At 66.4% G+C, this 16215-nt stretch carries 20 protein-coding genes; 7 read left to right on the top strand and 13 right to left on the bottom strand.

The features are described from left to right. Positions 1-4: 4 nt before the first annotated feature. The 9 genes from lolD to WCE59_RS11755 all read right to left on the bottom strand — a co-directional run bounded on the left by lolD (position 5) and on the right by WCE59_RS11755 (position 6342). The gene (gene lolD, locus WCE59_RS11795) at positions 5-700 is read right to left on the bottom strand and encodes a lipoprotein-releasing ABC transporter ATP-binding protein LolD (RefSeq protein ID WP_343258969.1); all 696 of its coding nucleotides are present in this window, start codon (positions 698-700) and stop codon (positions 5-7) included. Beyond that, positions 693-1934: a lipoprotein-releasing ABC transporter permease subunit gene (locus WCE59_RS11790; protein WP_343258968.1), complete on the bottom strand. Its 1242-nt coding sequence runs from the start codon at positions 1932-1934 to the stop codon at positions 693-695. The genes lolD and WCE59_RS11790 overlap by 8 nt, the downstream gene beginning before the upstream one ends. Positions 1935-1985: 51 nt before the next feature. Next, on the bottom strand, positions 1986-2363 hold the full coding sequence (locus WCE59_RS11785; protein ID WP_343258967.1) for a hypothetical protein: 378 nt from the start codon (positions 2361-2363) through the stop codon (positions 1986-1988). 25 nt (positions 2364-2388) lie between these two features. Continuing rightward, positions 2389-2586 carry an FAD assembly factor SdhE gene (locus WCE59_RS11780; RefSeq protein WP_449284162.1) on the bottom strand — a complete coding sequence of 66 codons (198 nt, stop codon included), beginning with the start codon at positions 2584-2586 and terminating at the stop codon, positions 2389-2391. A 70-nt stretch (positions 2587-2656) separates the two neighbouring features. Continuing rightward, on the bottom strand, positions 2657-3439 hold the full coding sequence (locus WCE59_RS11775) for a succinate dehydrogenase iron-sulfur subunit (protein WP_343258965.1): 783 nt from the start codon (positions 3437-3439) through the stop codon (positions 2657-2659). Between the two features lie 15 nt (positions 3440-3454). Beyond that, positions 3455-5245 (bottom strand): succinate dehydrogenase flavoprotein subunit, encoded by a 1791-nt coding sequence (gene sdhA / locus WCE59_RS11770; protein WP_343258964.1) that lies wholly within the window; start codon positions 5243-5245, stop codon positions 3455-3457. A 24-nt stretch (positions 5246-5269) separates the two neighbouring features. Then, on the bottom strand, positions 5270-5686 hold the full coding sequence (gene sdhD / locus WCE59_RS11765; protein ID WP_343258963.1) for a succinate dehydrogenase, hydrophobic membrane anchor protein: 417 nt from the start codon (positions 5684-5686) through the stop codon (positions 5270-5272). Next, positions 5683-6078, bottom strand: a complete 396-nt coding sequence (sdhC, locus tag WCE59_RS11760) for a succinate dehydrogenase, cytochrome b556 subunit (RefSeq protein ID WP_343258962.1) — start codon at positions 6076-6078, stop codon at positions 5683-5685. Before sdhC ends, sdhD begins: the two co-directional genes overlap by 4 nt. Before the next feature lie 69 nt (positions 6079-6147). Next, a complete protein-coding gene (locus WCE59_RS11755; RefSeq protein ID WP_343258989.1) occupies positions 6148-6342 on the bottom strand; it encodes a DUF1674 domain-containing protein in 195 nt (64 codons plus the stop codon). On the opposite strand from WCE59_RS11755, the gene ygfZ reads away from it, so the two are divergent. Beyond that, the gene (gene ygfZ, locus WCE59_RS11750) at positions 6341-7198 is read left to right on the top strand and encodes a CAF17-like 4Fe-4S cluster assembly/insertion protein YgfZ (RefSeq protein ID WP_343258961.1); all 858 of its coding nucleotides are present in this window, start codon (positions 6341-6343) and stop codon (positions 7196-7198) included. The two genes, WCE59_RS11755 and ygfZ, sit on opposite strands and share 2 nt — an antisense overlap. 134 nt (positions 7199-7332) lie before the next feature. Next, complete coding sequence (locus WCE59_RS11745; protein WP_343258960.1) at positions 7333-7833, top strand: OmpA family protein; 501 nt, start codon at positions 7333-7335, stop codon at positions 7831-7833. A 260-nt stretch (positions 7834-8093) separates the two neighbouring features. On the opposite strand, the gene WCE59_RS11740 is transcribed toward WCE59_RS11745, so the two are convergent. The 3 genes from WCE59_RS11740 to WCE59_RS11730 form a co-directional block, all read right to left on the bottom strand. Further along, complete coding sequence (locus WCE59_RS11740; RefSeq protein ID WP_449284159.1) at positions 8094-10328, bottom strand: thiamine pyrophosphate-dependent enzyme; 2235 nt, start codon at positions 10326-10328, stop codon at positions 8094-8096. Between the two features lie 122 nt (positions 10329-10450). Continuing rightward, complete coding sequence (locus WCE59_RS11735) at positions 10451-11614, bottom strand: acyl-CoA dehydrogenase family protein (RefSeq protein ID WP_343258988.1); 1164 nt, start codon at positions 11612-11614, stop codon at positions 10451-10453. Positions 11615-11752: 138 nt separating this feature from the next. Beyond that, positions 11753-12577 carry a glycine zipper 2TM domain-containing protein gene (locus WCE59_RS11730; RefSeq protein WP_343258958.1) on the bottom strand — a complete coding sequence of 275 codons (825 nt, stop codon included), beginning with the start codon at positions 12575-12577 and terminating at the stop codon, positions 11753-11755. A 176-nt stretch (positions 12578-12753) separates the two neighbouring features. Between WCE59_RS11730 and WCE59_RS11725 the strand changes: the two genes are divergently transcribed. Continuing rightward, positions 12754-12999 (top strand): DUF6116 family protein, encoded by a 246-nt coding sequence (locus WCE59_RS11725; RefSeq protein ID WP_343258957.1) that lies wholly within the window; start codon positions 12754-12756, stop codon positions 12997-12999. Between the two features lie 8 nt (positions 13000-13007). Continuing rightward, positions 13008-13784 (top strand): TatD family hydrolase, encoded by a 777-nt coding sequence (locus tag WCE59_RS11720; RefSeq protein WP_343258956.1) that lies wholly within the window; start codon positions 13008-13010, stop codon positions 13782-13784. Here the strand turns inward: WCE59_RS11720 and WCE59_RS11715 are convergent. Then, positions 13762-14559 carry a tRNA threonylcarbamoyladenosine dehydratase gene (locus WCE59_RS11715; protein ID WP_343258955.1) on the bottom strand — a complete coding sequence of 266 codons (798 nt, stop codon included), beginning with the start codon at positions 14557-14559 and terminating at the stop codon, positions 13762-13764. The two genes, WCE59_RS11720 and WCE59_RS11715, sit on opposite strands and share 23 nt — an antisense overlap. Positions 14560-14642: 83 nt before the next feature. On the opposite strand from WCE59_RS11715, the gene WCE59_RS11710 reads away from it, so the two are divergent. The 3 genes from WCE59_RS11710 to WCE59_RS11700 all read left to right on the top strand — a co-directional run bounded on the left by WCE59_RS11710 (position 14643) and on the right by WCE59_RS11700 (position 16211). Then, a complete protein-coding gene (locus WCE59_RS11710; RefSeq protein WP_343258954.1) occupies positions 14643-15092 on the top strand; it encodes a hypothetical protein in 450 nt (149 codons plus the stop codon). A gap of 122 nt (positions 15093-15214) precedes the next feature. After that, positions 15215-15688 (top strand): peptidoglycan-associated outer membrane lipoprotein precursor, encoded by a 474-nt coding sequence (locus WCE59_RS11705; protein WP_343258953.1) that lies wholly within the window; start codon positions 15215-15217, stop codon positions 15686-15688. A gap of 19 nt (positions 15689-15707) precedes the next feature. After that, a complete protein-coding gene (locus WCE59_RS11700) occupies positions 15708-16211 on the top strand; it encodes a DUF456 domain-containing protein (protein ID WP_343258952.1) in 504 nt (167 codons plus the stop codon). The last annotated feature ends 4 nt before the right edge of the window (positions 16212-16215 follow it).

Here is a 16215-nt window from a genome sequence, read left to right as displayed (position 1 = left end):
ACTGTCAGTTGCCGGTTTGCGGCAGCGGCCGCAGCTTGCCTTCGTGCAGTTCCATCACCCGGTCAAGGCGTCGCGCCAGACTGCGGTCATGGGTCACCATCACCAGGCTGGTGCGGTGCTCGCGGTTGAGCTCAAGCATCAGATCGAACACGATCGCCGCGGTCTTCTCGTCCAGGTTGCCGGTGGGCTCGTCGCCGAGCACGCAGGCTGGCCGGTTGACGAGCGCACGCGCGACCGCAGCCCGCTGGCGTTCGCCTCCCGACAGCTCGCCCGGCTTGTGGCCAAGCCTCGGTCCCAGTCCGACCGCCTCCAGCAGCGCGCGCGCCCTGGCCGTGGCTTCTTTCACCTCGGAGCCGGCAAGCAGCACCGGGAGCATCACGTTTTCAAGCGCGGTGAATTCAGGCAGCAGGTGGTGGAACTGGTAGACGAAACCCAGCGCCCGGTTGCGCAGCTTGCCGCGGGCGGCATCCGACAGCGCGCTCATGCGATGGCCGTCGACAAACACCTCTCCGGTGCTGGGAGTATCCAGCCCGCCCAGCAGGTGCAGCAACGTGCTTTTTCCGGCCCCTGATGCGCCCAGGATGGCCACGGTCTCGCCGCGCGCCACTTCAAAATCCAGCCCCGAGAACACCGCCGTGTTGAGGCCGCCTTCGGAATAGGTCTTGCCCAGCGCTTCGGCCCGGATCACGGAATCACTCATAGCGCAGCGCCTCCGCCGGTGCAGTGCGCGCTGCGCGCCAGGCCGGGTATACGGTGGCGACCAGGGCCATGGCGAGTGCCACCACTGCAATCACCGCCACGTCGGGAGCACTGAGCTCGGTTGGCAAACCGGTGATGTAGTAGACATCAGGCGGAATCAGCACCACGTCGAAGGTCCGTTCGATCGCACGCAGGATGTGCTCCAGGTTGAGGGTGAGCAGGATGCCGCCAACCACCCCGAGCACGGTGCCGAAAATCCCGATCATGCTGCCCTGGACCATGAAGGTCTGCATCACCCCGCGCGGGGTCAGGCCGAGGGTGCGCAGGATGGCGATGTCGGCCTGCTTGTCGGTCACCAGCATCACCTGCGAAGACACCAGGTTGAACGCGCCCATGGCAATGATCAGCGACAGCAGGATCGCGATCATGGTTTTTTCAAGCCGCAGCGCGCGGAACATGTTGGCGTTCTCGCTGCTCCAGTCACTGACCTGGTACGGGCCCTGCAGGCGCAGCACCAGATCGCGCGCCACTTCCCAGGCCTGGTCCATGTCGTGCAGGCGCAGGCGCACCCCGGTCACCCCATCGCCTATGCGCAGCACCCGCTGCAGGTCCTCCATGTTGGCCACCGCCAGGCTGCGGTCGAACTGCTGATGGCCGACCTGGAAGATCCCGCTGACGGTGAAGCGTTTGAGCTGGGGTACGGCGCCCATCGGCGTGGTCTGGAAATCGGTGGTCACCACCACCTTGTCGCCCACGCCCACGCCCAGCCACAGGGCCAGGTCGCGGCCGAGAACGATATTGAAGCTGCCCGGGGCAAGATCATCCAGGTCACCGGACACCATGCGCTCGGCGATTTTGGAGACCTCGCGCTCGTGCTCGGGCACCACGCCTTGCACCATCGCGGGTTCGCGGCGCGGCCCGGCGATGAGTGCCTGGGTTTCAACAAAAGGCGCCGCACCGGCCACCCGTGTGTCCACCATTGCCTCGGATACAGCGCCCTGCCAGTTTTCCATCGGCTCGCCGTAGGCGCTGATGGTGGCGTGCGCGGCCATTTCCAGCATGCGGTCGCGGATCTCGCGCTGGAACCCGCTCATCACGGACAGCGCGGTAATCAGCACCGCCACGCCGATGGCGATCCCGAGGATCGACGCCAGGGAAATGAAGGAGATAAAACCATTGCGGCGCTTTGCGCGCAGGTAGCGCAGGCCGATCGCGACGGGGACGGGCTTGAACATCGGCTCTCGCAGGCAGGTCGGATGCCACGGCGGCGCCGGGCACAAGAGCCGCTATGTTGCCACTGAAGCGTCCTTTCGCGCAGCCCGCTTCAGCGGAGCGGCCAGCCTCAGTTCACGCCGCAGCGGCGCCGGCAGGGTGTCGGGCCACCAGGCCATGCGCCAGGTGCGCCCCGTAGCGTCATTCCAGCGCACGAAAGCGAGCGCGCCGCGCCAGGTCACGCTGGCCTCCTCGACGGGCAGGCCGTCAACCAGCACGGGGCCATCCTGTCCGTCGAACACGAAACGGCGCACCGGCTGCGCATGGTGCCGCGCAGCCAGCCACAGCCCGTAGGCCAAGGCCAGCAGCGCCAGCGGCCAGGCAGCCGTGGGCGGCATTTCAGATGCGATGATTGCAAATGCAGCCAGCATCGCAAGCAGGATCAGGGCCACGCAAAGCCAGCGCGAGGGCCGCCACTCAATGTGGCAATGCAAGGATCCGCTGGATGAACTGCTTGAGCTCGGCATCGGGGACTTCCTCGTAGCCCATGAACCAGCGCCAGAGCTTATCGTCCTCGCAGGCCAACAGGCGTAGGAAAACCTCGCGCTGGGCTTCGGAATCCGCCGCCCAGGCGTGGTCCAGATGTCGATTGAACAGCACGTCCAGCTCGCGCATGCCCCGCCGGGCGCGCCAGCGCAGCCGGCGCAGTTCCAGTTGCTCTTCAGGAGTCACGGCGTCTGGCGACTCAGCTCTGGCGAGCCAGCATCAGCCGCTTGATCTCACCGATCGCCTTGCCCGGGTTCAGCCCCTTGGGACAGGTGCGGGCGCAGTTCATGATCGTGTGGCAGCGGTAAAGCTTGAACGGATCTTCCAGATCATCCAGCCGTGCGCCGATATCCTCGTCGCGGCTGTCCGCGATCCAGCGATAGGCCTGCAGCAGAATCGCCGGGCCCAGGTAACGGTCGCCATTCCACCAGTAGCTGGGGCACGCGGTGCTGCAGCAGGCGCACAGGATGCACTCGTACAGACCGTCCAGGCGGTCGCGCTCTTCCGGCGACTGCAGCCGCTCGCGGTCCGGCGGCGGGTTGCTCTGGGTCCGCAGCCACGGTTTGATCGACGCGTACTGGGCGAAGAAGTGGGTCAGGTCCGGCACCAGGTCCTTGATCACCGGCATGTGCGGCAGCGGGTAGATCGGAACCTCCTGCTTGCCGCAGTCCTCGATGGCGCGGGTGCAGGCCAGGGTGTTGGTGCCGTCGATGTTCATCGCGCACGAGCCGCAGATACCCTCGCGGCAGGAGCGGCGGAACGTGAGCGTCGGGTCGATCTCGTTCTTGATCTTGATCAGCGCGTCGAGAACCATCGGCCCGCAGCTGTCCAGATCCACCTCGTAGGTGTCGGTGCTCGGGTTGCGACCCTCGTCAGGACTCCAGCGGTAGATCTTGAAGGTGCGGGTGCGCTTGGCGCCCGTTGCCGGGAAGTGCCGGCCCTTCTGGACCTTGGAGTTCTTCGGGAGCGTGAATTCAGCCATTGTCTCTTTCTCCCGTCAGTAAACGCGCGCTTGCGGCTGCACCACTTCGACCTCGTCGTCGAGTGTGTACATGTGCACCGGGCGGTAATCGATTCGGGTGCTGCCGTCTTCTTCCAGCCAGCACAGGGTGTGCTTGTGCCAGTTGACGTCATCACGATCGGGGAAGTCCTCGCGGGCGTGGGCGCCGCGCGATTCCTTGCGGTTTTCCGCCGAGGTGATGGTCACCAGCGCCTGGCCGAGGAGGTTCTGCAGCTCCATGGTTTCAATCAGGTCCGAGTTCCACACCAGCGAGCGGTCACTGACCTTGACGTCGGCGAACGAGTCGCGGATCTCACGCACGTGTTTCACGCCTTCGGCCAGCGTTTCCTGGGTGCGGAACACCGCGGCGTGGCTCTGCATCGAGCGCTGCATGTTGTCGCGGATGACGGCGGTCGGGGTGCTGCCGCTGGCGTGGCGCAGACGGTCCAGGTTGGACAGTGCGCGCTCGCACGCGTCACCTGCCAGGCGCTTGTGCGGCATGCCGGGCCTGATGGTCTCGGCGCAGCGGTTGGCCACCGCGCGACCGAACACCACCAAGTCGAGCAGCGAGTTGGAGCCCAGGCGGTTGGCACCGTGCACCGACACGCAACCGGCCTCGCCGATCGCGTACAGGCCGGGAACCACCGCATCCGGGTTGCCGTCCTTCAGCTGCACCACTTCGCCGTGGTAGTTGGTCGGCACGCCGCCCATGTTGTAGTGGACGGTGGGAATCACCGGGATCGGCTGCTTTTCCACGTCCACGCCGGCGAAGATGCGGGCGCTCTCGGCGATGCCCGGCAGCTTCTTGTGGATGTCGGCCGGATCCAGGTGGGTCAGGTCGAGGTGGATATGGTCCTTGTGCTCACCCACACCGCGACCTTCGCGGATCTCGACGGTCATCGAGCGGCTGACCACGTCACGGCTGGCCAGGTCCTTGGCGTTGGGCGCGTAGCGCTCCATGAAGCGCTCGCCGCTGGCGTTGCGCAGAATGCCGCCTTCGCCGCGTACGCCCTCGGTGATCAGGCAGCCGGCACCGTAGATGCCGGTGGGATGGAACTGCACGAACTCCATGTCCTGCAGGCCCAGCCCGGCACGCAGTGCCATGCCGCCGCCGTCACCGGTGCAGGTGTGGGCCGAGGTGGCCGAGAAGTAGGCGCGGCCGTAGCCGCCGGTGGCCAGCACCACGCCGTGGGCACGGAACAGGTGCAGGGTGCCGGTGGACATGTCCAGGGCCAGCACGCCGCGGCATGCGCCCTCCTCGTCCATGATCAGGTCCAGCGCGAAGTACTCGACGTAGAACTCCGCGTCGTGGGCCAGCGACTGCTGGTACAGCGTATGCAGGATGGCGTGGCCGGTACGGTCGGCCGCGGCGCAGGTGCGCTGCGCGGTGCCCTTACCGTAATGGGTGGTCATGCCACCGAACGGCCGCTGGTAGATCTTGCCTTCCTCGGTGCGCGAGAACGGCACGCCCTGGTGCTCAAGCTCGATGATCGCCGGGATGGCCTCGCGGCACATGTACTGGATCGCGTCCTGGTCGCCCAGCCAGTCCGAGCCCTTGATGGTGTCGTAGAAGTGGAAGCGCCAGTCGTCTTCGCCCATGTTGCCCAGCGCAGCGGAAATCCCGCCCTGCGCGGCCACGGTGTGCGAACGGGTCGGAAAGACCTTGGTGATGCACGCGGTCTTCAGGCCCTTGTGGGCCAGGCCGAAGGTGGCGCGCAGTCCGGCGCCGCCGGCGCCGACCACGATCATGTCGTAATGGTGCTCGGTAATTGGATAGGCAGTAGTCATTGCAGCTCTTTCGAAAAAGTGGGGTCAGGCCAGCAGCGCGATGCGGCCGATGGCAAACAGCGAGGCAAGTGCGCCAAGCACGCAGACGAAAATGACGATCAGCTGCAGGGCACGCTCAGGGCCGCGGGAATGCACGTAGTCACCAATCACTACCTGAAGGCCCATCTGCATGTGCCAGAACATGGCGAGCGAAAACGCCGCCAGCAGAATCGCGTTCCACGGCCGCGCAATCACTTCCTGCACGGTGGCCAGGTCAGCGCCGATCAGCGAGATGAAGGTGCCCAGCAGCCAGGCCACCAGCGGAATCATCGCCACCGCGGTCACCCGCTGCCACCAGAAGTGGCTGGTGCCGGACTTGGCTGATCCCAGGCCGCGGGCGCGGGCCAGGGGCGTACGGAACTCGCGCGGACCCTCGTCCACGCCGACCCTGTTGTTGTTCATGCTCCACCCCGCATTGCAACGAACCAGATGATGCCGGTCAGCACCACCGTCAGACCCGCCACCGCGTAGCCGGAGCGGTAGAGTTCGGGAATCGACATCCCGTAGCCCATGTCCCAGAACAGGTGACGGATGCCGTTGAGCAGGTGATACACCAGCGACAGCGAGAAGCCGGCAAGCGCGATCATGCCCAGTGGCGAGGCGAGACAAGCGGAGACGGTGGCGTACGCCTCGCCGCCCTGGGCGACCGCCAGCAGCCACCAGGCCATGCCCAGCGCCCCCACGGACAACACGACGCCGGTGGCGCGGTGCAGAAAGGACATCACCGTAGTGATCTGGAAACGGTATGTCTGCCCCAACATGAAAGGGGACAGCGGACGTTGATCGTGACTCATCGCAGGACAGATCCTCGCTGGGCGGCCGCCGGAACGCGGGCCGCGTGGCAGGTGGCGGACGGTGCCGCCTTAAAAATCAATGCAGCGGCCGTTCTTTTCCCAATCCCCGTAACGGGTCGGGTCCGGCCCTCCCCGACCGCCAATTTCCCGCGGCCGCTCAGGCTCAGGCACCGGTTCCACGGGCTGGTCCTGTTCGGGTGCGGCGTTGCTATCGCCTATGATGGCCGGGTCTTTCACCTCTTCAAGTCTAAGTCCCGCCCCCATGTCCGACAAGTCGCCATCACTGCCTGATCATTTCTCCGCCCTGCCCGGGCACCGCGTACTGGCCCTGGAAGGTCGGGATGCAGCGAGCTTTGCCCAAGCCCAGTTCACCAATGATGTGGACGGACTGGCTGACGGACACTGGCAATGGAGTGGATGGCTGACCCCGAAGGGGCGCATCGTGGCCCTGTTCGCCCTGCTGCGTTTTGATGCCGAACGCCTGTGGCTGGTGCTGCCGGATGCTGACCCGGCGGAGCTAGCCGAGCAGCTGCAGCGCTTTGTATTCCGCACCAAGGTGAAGCTGCGCCCGCTGGAGGCAGTCCATGCCGCCGCCGCTTTCACTGCGCCGGAGCAGGCGGCAGGCGCTGCGTTTGCCGGCGATGCCGACAGCGGCGTGGACCTGGACATGGGCACTCCCGCGGGAACCCGCACCCTGCGCCTTGGTTCGGCTACCGCCCCGGCCAACGATGACACAGCCGGCCGGTGGAGCAGGTTCGACCTGGCCCACGGCTGGCCGCGGCTTGATCCTGACCAGACCGAAAAGTGGACCCCACAGCAGCTGTCGCTGCAGCGCCTGCGCGCCTACAGCGTGAAGAAGGGCTGCTACCCCGGCCAGGAGATCGTTGCCCGCACGCACTTCCTGGGCCAGGCAAAACGCGGGCTTGTACGGCTGCAAGTTGACTCAGCCGTCGCTTCCGGCGATGCGGTGACGTCGGGCGAACGCGAGATCGGGCGGGTGGTGTGCGCTACCGGCACTGAGGCCCTGGCGGTCCTGCCGCTGGAGCTGGAAGAAGCCACACTCACCATCGCCGGGATTACCTGCCGGACGGCGCCGCTGGAAGACGGTCTGGCGCGCTGAAACGCCCCTGCTGACACCTCCGCCTGCCCATCCCCTTCGCCCTTTCCGGGGCTATCCAAACCGCAAACCGTGGCTGCTATGCTCCGACCGACAGGTGGGATTCAAACAGACATGGAAATGGGGGAGAAGGAACTATGACGATCAAGCCTTGGCTGACGCTGGCAGCGGCTGGCTGCGTGGTACTGGCGAGTGCCTGCAGCACCACGCCGGAACAGGAACCGGCACCGGAAGTGCAGGACACGCAGCCGCTGCCGTCCTCGTTCCTGGAACGACTGTCGGCTGACGGCATGTTCGCCTTTGGCAAGTCCAGCATCGAAGACCTGAGGCCCGAAGGCCGGGTTGCTCTGGACGAGCTGGCCACCAGGCTGGCCGAACGCCCGGTGGAGATCGTGCACGTGATCGGACACAGCGACCGGCTGGGAACCGCGGTGGCCAACCAGACCGTATCCAGCCAGCGTGCCAATGCGGTGCGTGACTACCTGATCGGACATGGCGTTGCCGAAGAGCGGATCACCGCGGTCGGACGCGGAGCGGTCGAACCGGTGGTTGAATGCGAAGGCCGCGGCGGCCAGCAGGTGATCGATTGTCTGGCCCCGAACCGCAGGGTTGAAGTGCGGGTGCAGTTCGCCGACTGAGCACCAGGCGGGGCCCGAGATACCTCGAAGCCCCGCTGTAGGAGCGCGCCATGCGCGCGAAGCCGCGTGACGATTGGGTTGCCGGTGGCGGTCCGGCGGGTCAGCGCCTGTCAGGACACGCTGTGAATACGTCCATGTACGCTTGTCGGCGACGTCCATGTCGCCGACAGTCCTGACAGGCGCTGACCCACCGGACCCTCGATGTTGCGGCGATCAGCCGGGGGACAGGCGTCACGCGGTTTCGCGCGCGTGGCGCGTTCCTACAAAAGCTCGTCAGCGGCCTGGACGATATCGGCTTCGGACGGAATCACCAGGAACGCAGCACCCGCCAGCGGGGTGAACGTGTCCGCTCCCACCACGCGTTGCAGCGGGCGATCCCCGAGCCCGGCTTCGGTGATGGCAGTAATGACGCCCTCGCCGATCCCCGCGCTGCGCCGGCCTTCATCGACCACGATCGTGCGCGCGCATTCGCCTACGTGGCGCGCAATGGCTTCCTCGTTGAGCGGCAGCAGCCAGCGCAGATCAACGACCCGCACCTTCCAGCCGCGCTTTGCCTCGATGTCGCGGGCAGCGCGCAGGCTCATCGGCACGCCGTTGCCAAACGTCAGGATCACGCAGTCGGTGGCTTCCGGGTTGTAGACACGCTCGGCGCCAAACTCCATCGCCTCGCCCGGGGCCGGGAAAGACGTCAGCCATCCGCCGTCTCCTGCCTCGTAAAGATCCTTGGTCATGTACAGCGCGATCGGTTCCAGGAACGCACAGACCCGGCCGTCCACCTTCGCCAGCGCGGTCAGGGTGCGCAGCATGGTGACCGCATCATCGCCGCGGCTCGGGCAGCCGATCACCAGGCCCGGGATGTCGCGCAGCGCGGTAATCGAATTGTCGTTGTGGAAGTGCCCGCCGAAACCGCGCTGGTAACCCAGCGATGCAATCCGCATCACCATCGGGTTGCGGTACTGGCCGTTGGAGAAGAACTGCAGGCTGGCCGCCTCGCCGCGGATCTGGTCGCCGGCGTTGTGGAAGTACGCCAGGTACTGGATCTCGGGCAGCGGCAGCATGTCCATGTTGGCGTAGCCCTGCGCCAGGCCGAGGATGATGGTTTCATCCAGCAGGGTGTTGAATACCCGGCGCGGCCCGAACGCCTTCTGCAGCCCCTTGGTGACCGTGTATACGCCGCCCTTGCGGGCCACGTCTTCGCCAAACAGCAGGCTCTCCGGGTACTTGGCGAACAGGTCGTGCAGGCCCTGGTTGATCTGGATGGCCAGATGCTTGGGCGGCAGATTCTCCGGCAGTTTGGCTTCGCTGCCAAACGCCTGCAGCCGGCGCTCGCCATAATCGGCACGCCCTGCCTCGGCCTGGACCGCCGACGGAGTGAACGGCGCCAGCGGAGCAATCACCTCTTCAAGTGATTCGAGCCGCGGCCTGCTATCGGCATCCTCGGCGGCGGCGAAGCACTTGGCGCGGGTCGCTTCGTAGAGATCAAGCACCTCGTCCTTCGACATCAGGCCCGATTCAAGCGCGATGACGGCCGAGCGCAGCAGCGGATCGGTCGCCTCCACCCCGCACAACTCCTCGATGCTGCGCCATTCGATTTCAAAGTCCGTACCGGCGTGGCCCATGATCCGCGTGGTGCGCAGGTGCAGGAACGTCGGCCGGCGCGTACGACGGCAGTGCTCCACCGCCTGCTGCACCTGCCCATAGCCTTCGGCAAGGTCCAAGCCGTCGGCGTGGAAGTAATCCAGGTCCGGGCGGTCGCGGAAATTGCGTGCGATCCAGCCGTCCGGCGTCTTGACCGAGATGCCGATGCCATTGTCTTCGCACACGAACAGCACCGGTGCCGGCAGGCCCTGGTAGGCGGTCCAAGCGGCGGCGTTGAACGTCGTCTGGGCGGTCGCGTGGTTGCTCGAGGCATCGCCGAACGAGCACACCACGATGCTGTCATCGGGCACCGGCAGCTGGTGGCCGATGCGCCGGCCCTGTTCGATCGCCACGGCGGTGCCCATGGCCTTGGGCAGGTGCGAGGCGATGGTGGAAGTCTGCGGCAGCACCCACAACGGCTTGCTGCCCCACACCTTGTGGCGTCCGCCGGATGCGGGGTCGTCCTTGGACGCGGCGAACGACAGTGCCGAATCCATTACCGGGTCCATCCCGGGCAGCTTGCGGAAGCGCTCGGCCATGAAGCCGCCGGAGCGATAATGCAGGAAGGCCGGATCGGTATGCCGCGTCAGCCGCGCGACCATCGCGTTGCCCTCGTGTCCGGACGAGCCGATGGTGTAGAAAACCTTGTTCTGCACCCGCAGCACGCGGGCCATCAGGTCCAGGTGGCGGCTGATCAGCTGCGACTCGAACAGTTCGCGAAAGCCGCGTGCATCAAGGGCGCTGCCCTCCAGCACCGCAGCGTCCGGCGACGGCGCGCGCGCGGCGCTGCCCTCCCAATCGCGCACGAACTCCTGGAAGTTCACGTCGCAGATCTCGGCGCGGTTGAGGCCCCTCATGCGGGCGGGAATGGGATTGGGAACCTTTGCGAACATCGTGCTCTCTCGTAGGGCAGGCGCCACCGTGCGCCGGAACGACTGATCCCGATGGGACCAGCCGGCCCGGCGTCGGCGACGACGGATCAGAACGCGTTGATACCGGTCAGCTCGCGGCCAACCACCAGCTGGTGCACGGTCTCGGTGCCCTCGTAAGTGATCACCGATTCCAGGTTCAGCGCGTGGCGGATGGGCGAGTGCTCGGTGGTGATGCCGGCGCCGCCCAGCAGGTCGCGGGCTTCGCGGGCGATGTCGATCGCCATGCGGCAGTTGTTCCACTTGGCCACGCTCACCTGGGTCGGCTGCATTTTGCCGGCTTCCTTCAGGCGACCCAGCTGCAGGCTCAGCAGCTGCGCGCCGGTGATGCGGCGGGCCCAGTCGGCCATCTTGATCTGCGCGCTCTGGGTGGCCGCCACCGGGCGACCAAACAGCATGCGTTCTTTGGAATATCCCAGCGCCTCGTCCAGGCAGGCGACAGCCGCACCGATCGGGCCCCAGGTGATGCCGTAGCGGGCCTGGGTCAGGCAGCCCAGCGGGCCGCGCAGGCCTTTCACGTTCGGCAGGCGATTGGCTTCCGGCACGCGCACTTCGTCAAAGAACAGCGCGCTGGTCACCGACGCGCGCAGGCTCATCTTGTGCTTGACCTCCTGCGCCTTGTAACCGGCGAAGTCCTTCTCGACCACGAAGCCCTGGATGCCGTCATCGGTCTGCGCCCAGACGATGGCGATATCGGCCAGGTTGCCGTTGGTGATCCACATCTTGGAGCCGTTGAGGATCCAGTCGTCGCCGTCGCGCCTGGCATGGGTCTTCATGCTGGCCGGATCGGAACCACCGTGGGCTTCGGTCAGGCCGAAGCAGCCGATCACCTTGCCCGCGGCCATGTCAGGCAGCCAGCGCTGCTTCTGCTCCTCGGTGCCGTAGGCGAAGATCGGGTACATGCACAGCGAGGACTGCACGCTGGCGAAGCTGCGCAGGCCGGAATCACCGCGCTCGAGTTCCTGGCAGATCAGGCCGTAGCTGACATCGCCCAGCTCCGAGCCGCCGTACTCGGCCGGCAGGGTCGCGCCCAGCAGGCCCAGGCCCGCGATCTCGGGGATCAGCTCCTTCGGGAAACGCCCCTCGTCGAAGCATTCGCCGATGATCGGCAGCACCTTCTCGTCGGTGAAGCGTGCCACGGTGTCCTGGACCGCACGCTCTTCGTCGGTGAGCAGGGAACGGACGTCGTAGAGATCAAGGGGATTCAGGGCCATGGCACTCTGGAAGTTGGTGGAAACGCCCATTGTATCGATCCGTCCTTCCTTTGGGCCCTGCCTTTGGTGGGTACCCGCACACCAAAACGGGGCTGGATTTCTCCAGCCCCGTCCTGTCCAGCCATCGTCAGGAAACGGTTACTGACGTGTCCCTTCGTCGCCCTGGTTGGCGGCAGCGGTCTGCAGCACCACCTGCCCATCCAGCACCGGCAGCCGATCACCGGGCTGCTGCTGCATGCGCACCGTGCGCTCATCGCCTTCGTAGTCATAGGTGACGTCCCACGCGACCGGCACCTCTTCCGTACCCAGCTTGATGCGCTCGCCCGGCTCGCTGCCGGTACGCATGGTGCCGGTGGATCCATCGGGGTTGCGATAGGTCACGTTGTAGGCCACCACCCGCGACGACTGCGAGGTGTCCTGCACGGTGCGGCATTCCTGCTCCGTCACAGTCTGTACGTTGTTGGCCTGCTGCCGACCCTGGATGGCGCGGCCCGCAAATGCCCCGCCTACTGCGCCACCCACCGTGGCCAGCTTGCGTCCATCGCCGCCGCCCACCTGGTTGCCCAGCGCGCCGCCCACCACCGCGCCGATCGTGGTGCCGGCAACGCGGTTGGGGTCGCGGGTCGGAGCCGCGTATTGGACCACCACGTCCTGGCACACCTGGCGCGGCGTACTGGAGGTAGTGGTTTCGCTCACCGGCTCAACGCCCAGCACCTGGGCATAGAAGTCCTGCTGCTCCGTTACCGCACGCACGTCCAGTACGTCGGCGTAATCAAGACGGCCGGAGACCGGGATCGAATCAATACCTGCCGCTGTGTCGATGGCGTCCGCGGAGGCGGCTGCATCGTTGCCCACAAGGTCGGCGCCCGTGACTTCGTCGCGGGTGTTGTTCTGGAACGCGGCCACGGCCACGCCGCCCACCAGCAGCGATGCCAAAGCGATTGCGAGGGTGTTGTTTTTCATGTCGCGCTCCTTGTGATTCGTGCAGACACATCGCCTGCGTTGCATGCAGTCCGATTCCACCATTTCCAACCTGAACCGCACACGGCTGCGAGCGCTGAAAGTGACGCAGGCATGAATTTCGAACCCACCACAGCGTGATAGCGTGACCACCATCAACCGCATTGGAGAACTCCGCCATGCGTCACCTGCTGCTGGCCCCACTGCTGCGCTGGCTCGGCCGCCTCAGCTACCCGCGACTGTTCATGGTCATGGCAACACTGTTTGCGCTGTCCGTGCTGATTCCCGACCCGATCCCACTGATCGATGAGCTGCTGCTGGGGATGGGGACCCTGCTGCTGGCCAACTGGAAGCGGCGCGGCAAACGCCCCGCCGACCGTGGCAGCCAACCACCCATCGACGGCCAGGCCACACGCGAGCGCTGAGAGCCGGCATGACGTTTCTCATCGACAGCCACTGCCACCTGGACGCAGACGCATTCGATCCTGATCGCAGAGCCGTGATCGAGCGCGCGCAGGCAGCCGGGGTCGGCGAGCAGGTGGTGCCGGCCACCCACGCCGATGCCTGGCCCAAGCTGCGCGAGGTGTGCGCCAGCGCACCCGGGCTGCACCCGGCCTACGGCCTGCATCCCGTGTTCCTGGACCAGCACCAGGTCGCGCACCTTGACGCACTGGCGACCTGGATCGAGCGCGACCAGCCCGTGGCCGTGGGTGAGTGCGGGCTGGACTACTTCATCGAAGAACTGGACCGTGATGCCCAGCAGTACTACTTCGACGCCCAGCTGGAATTGGCGCGCGACCATGACCTGCCGGTGATCGTGCACGCCCGGCGGGCGGTGGACGCCACCATTGGCGCGATCCGCCGGGTGGGAAACCTGCGCGGGGTGGTGCACAGCTTTTCAGGCAGTCCGGAACAGGCCCGCCAACTGTGGGATCTGGGTTTCATGATCGGTCTGGGCGGCCCGGTCACCTATGAGCGCGCACGTCGGCTGCGGCGGCTGGTGGCAACGATGCCGCTGGATCAGCTGCTGCTGGAAACCGACGCGCCGGACCAGCCCGATGCCGACAACCGTGGCGGGCGCAACGAACCGGCACTGCTGGTGCGCGTGCTGGACGTGATCGCCGGGCTGCGCGATCAGGACCGCGAAGAGATCGCCGCTGCCACCACCGCCAACGCCCGGCGCCTGTTCAAGCTTCCGCTGGCGGCCTGAGCAGGATCTCAAGCACCTTGCCCACCGCCGCGAATGCAAACGTGCCGGTGAGATGGGTAGCCGCCCCCAGCCCGGTGCCGCAATCCAGTTTGAGGGCGGCATCCGGATCGAGCTGCGGACGCAGGCCGCACACGCTGCCATCGCCCTGCTGGTAGCGGACGTTTTCCAGCGAGTACACCGCCGGGACCCCGAAGTAGCGTTTGGGGCCGCGCGGGAAGTTGAAATCCCCCCGCAATTTTTTCCGTACCAGGGCCAGCATGGCGTCGTGCTCGGTGCGCGACAGATCCCGGATCCGCACCAGGGTCGGATCGATCCGCCCTCCGGCCGATCCGACGGTGATCACCGGCAGTTTGCGCCGCCGGCACCAGGCGATGGCTTCCACCTTGGTGCGCAGGCTGTCGCAGGCATCCACGACCAGGTCGTGGCCACGATCAAGCAGCTCGTCAAGGTTGCCGGGCGTCAGGAAGCTGGCAACTGGTTCCACCGTGGCCAACGGATTGATCGCCAGGCAGCGCTCAGCCATTGCCTCGGCCTTGCCGCGCCCGTACTGACCCTGCAGCGCCGGCAGCTGGCGATTGGTATTGGACACGCACAGATCATCCGCATCGATCAGTACCAGGCGCCCCACCCCACTGCGGGCGAGCGCTTCGGCCACCCACGAGCCGACGCCACCCAGGCCGACCACCGCCACCTGCATTCGCGAGAGGCGTGCCACGGTGCCGCTGCCGTAGAGGCGGTCAATGCCGCCGAAGCGGTCCATCCAATCAGATTCCATGCGCACATTTTAGAGTGCTGCCGGGCGATCCGTCGCATCCGTTGGCCATACTATGGCGACCTGCCAACCATCCGGACCATTCCATGCCCAACCTGCCCATGCCTTCGCCCGACCGGAAGCCGTCCGCCGCCACGCGTTATCTGGTCGTATTCGCACTTGGCCTGGCGGTGGGCATCTTTGCAACCGTGGTGGTGATCCGGGCGATACAGGCACGCAGCGACCACTTTGCTTCCAGCGTGATGCACGTGCAGGAGTGGCACATGACCCGGCTGCACCAGCGTGCAGAAGAGAACCGCTGCAATGCGACCGATGTGCTGCCGCATCTGCGCGCACTGCGCGTACTGGCGGAGGACCTGGAGCCGGCCTTCCCGCGCCTGGCCCATCGCGAGCCCTTTGTCCGCCATGCCGCCCGCATGCGCGCGAACCTGGATGCAGCGCTGCAATCGCCACCGCTGAACTGCGCTGGCCTGCAGACCACCAACAAGCAGCTGCAGGACTCCTGCCGTGACTGTCACCGCGATTTCCGCAGCTGAGGATGCCGCGGCCGGGTGCTGAATGCCGGCTGCACGTCATCGACCCGGCGCACGGGGTTGGCGCGGCGTTCACCGTCGACTTCCTATCGTCGAAGTCGACCGAACAGACGAGGAGTCCTGCCATGAATTTCCGCCACATCAGCGCCGCGGCCGCAGTTGCCGCTTCCCTTGCCCTGGCCGGCTGCGCCACCCCCGCCGGCAGCTACGGACCGGGATACGGAAACTCCCCCGGTTACGGCAGCCGTGCCTGTGACTCCTGCGGCACGGTGACCCGCATTGAGCGCGCCGGAACCACCAACTCGCCCAACGTGGTCGGGCCGGTGCTGGGCGGCGTGGTTGGCGCGGTGGCGGGCAAGGAACTGGCACGCCGCAATACCGACAGCGACGGCCGGCGCAACGTGGCGACCGCCGGTGGTGCGGTCGCTGGCGCGGTGGCAGGCAACGCCATCCAGAACCGCGTTGAAGGCGGCGCGGTCTATCGCGTGCACGTGCGTATGGATGACGGGCGCAGCACCGTGGTGACCCAGGACGAACTGGATGGCCTGCGCGAGGGGTCCTACGTGCGCATCCAGAACGGCCGCGCCTGGGCCCAGTAACGGACACGCCATCCATGCGATGGATCTGACTCTCCTCTGGTACGTGATCGCGGCGATCCTGGCGCTGGCCGGGCTCGCCGGCGCCGTGCTGCCTGCCCTGCCCGGCGTACCGCTGGTGTACGCGGGCATGCTGCTGGCCGCCTGGGCCGACGGATTCACCCGGGTCGGCGTCGTCACCCTTGTGGTGCTGGGTGCCCTGACCCTGCTCTCTCTGCTGGTGGACCTGTGGGCCAGCGCCATGGGCGCGCGCAGGGTCGGGGCGAGTGGCAAGGCGCTCGCCGGGGCTGTGATCGGTACCTTTGTCGGCCTGTTCTTTGGCCTGATCGGCGTATTCGTAGGCCCATTCGTCGGCGCCGTCATTGGCGAGCTGGCGCACCTGCGCAGCGTGAACCGGCACGGGATCAGCCAGGCAGCCAGGGTCGGCGTTGGCACCTGGGTGGGCATCGTGATCGCGATAGGGCTGAAGCTGACCCTTTCCTTTGCGATGATCGGCATCTTCGCGCTGGTCTGGCTGTTGGCGTAGCGCA

It is taken from the genome of Luteimonas qiangzhengi, assembly GCF_039548515.1.
In the GTDB taxonomy this organism is placed as follows: Bacteria; Pseudomonadota; Gammaproteobacteria; order Xanthomonadales; family Xanthomonadaceae; genus Luteimonas.
The sequence above is the reverse complement of the archived record's forward strand: the minus strand, read 5'-3'. Positions and strand labels throughout refer to the sequence as shown.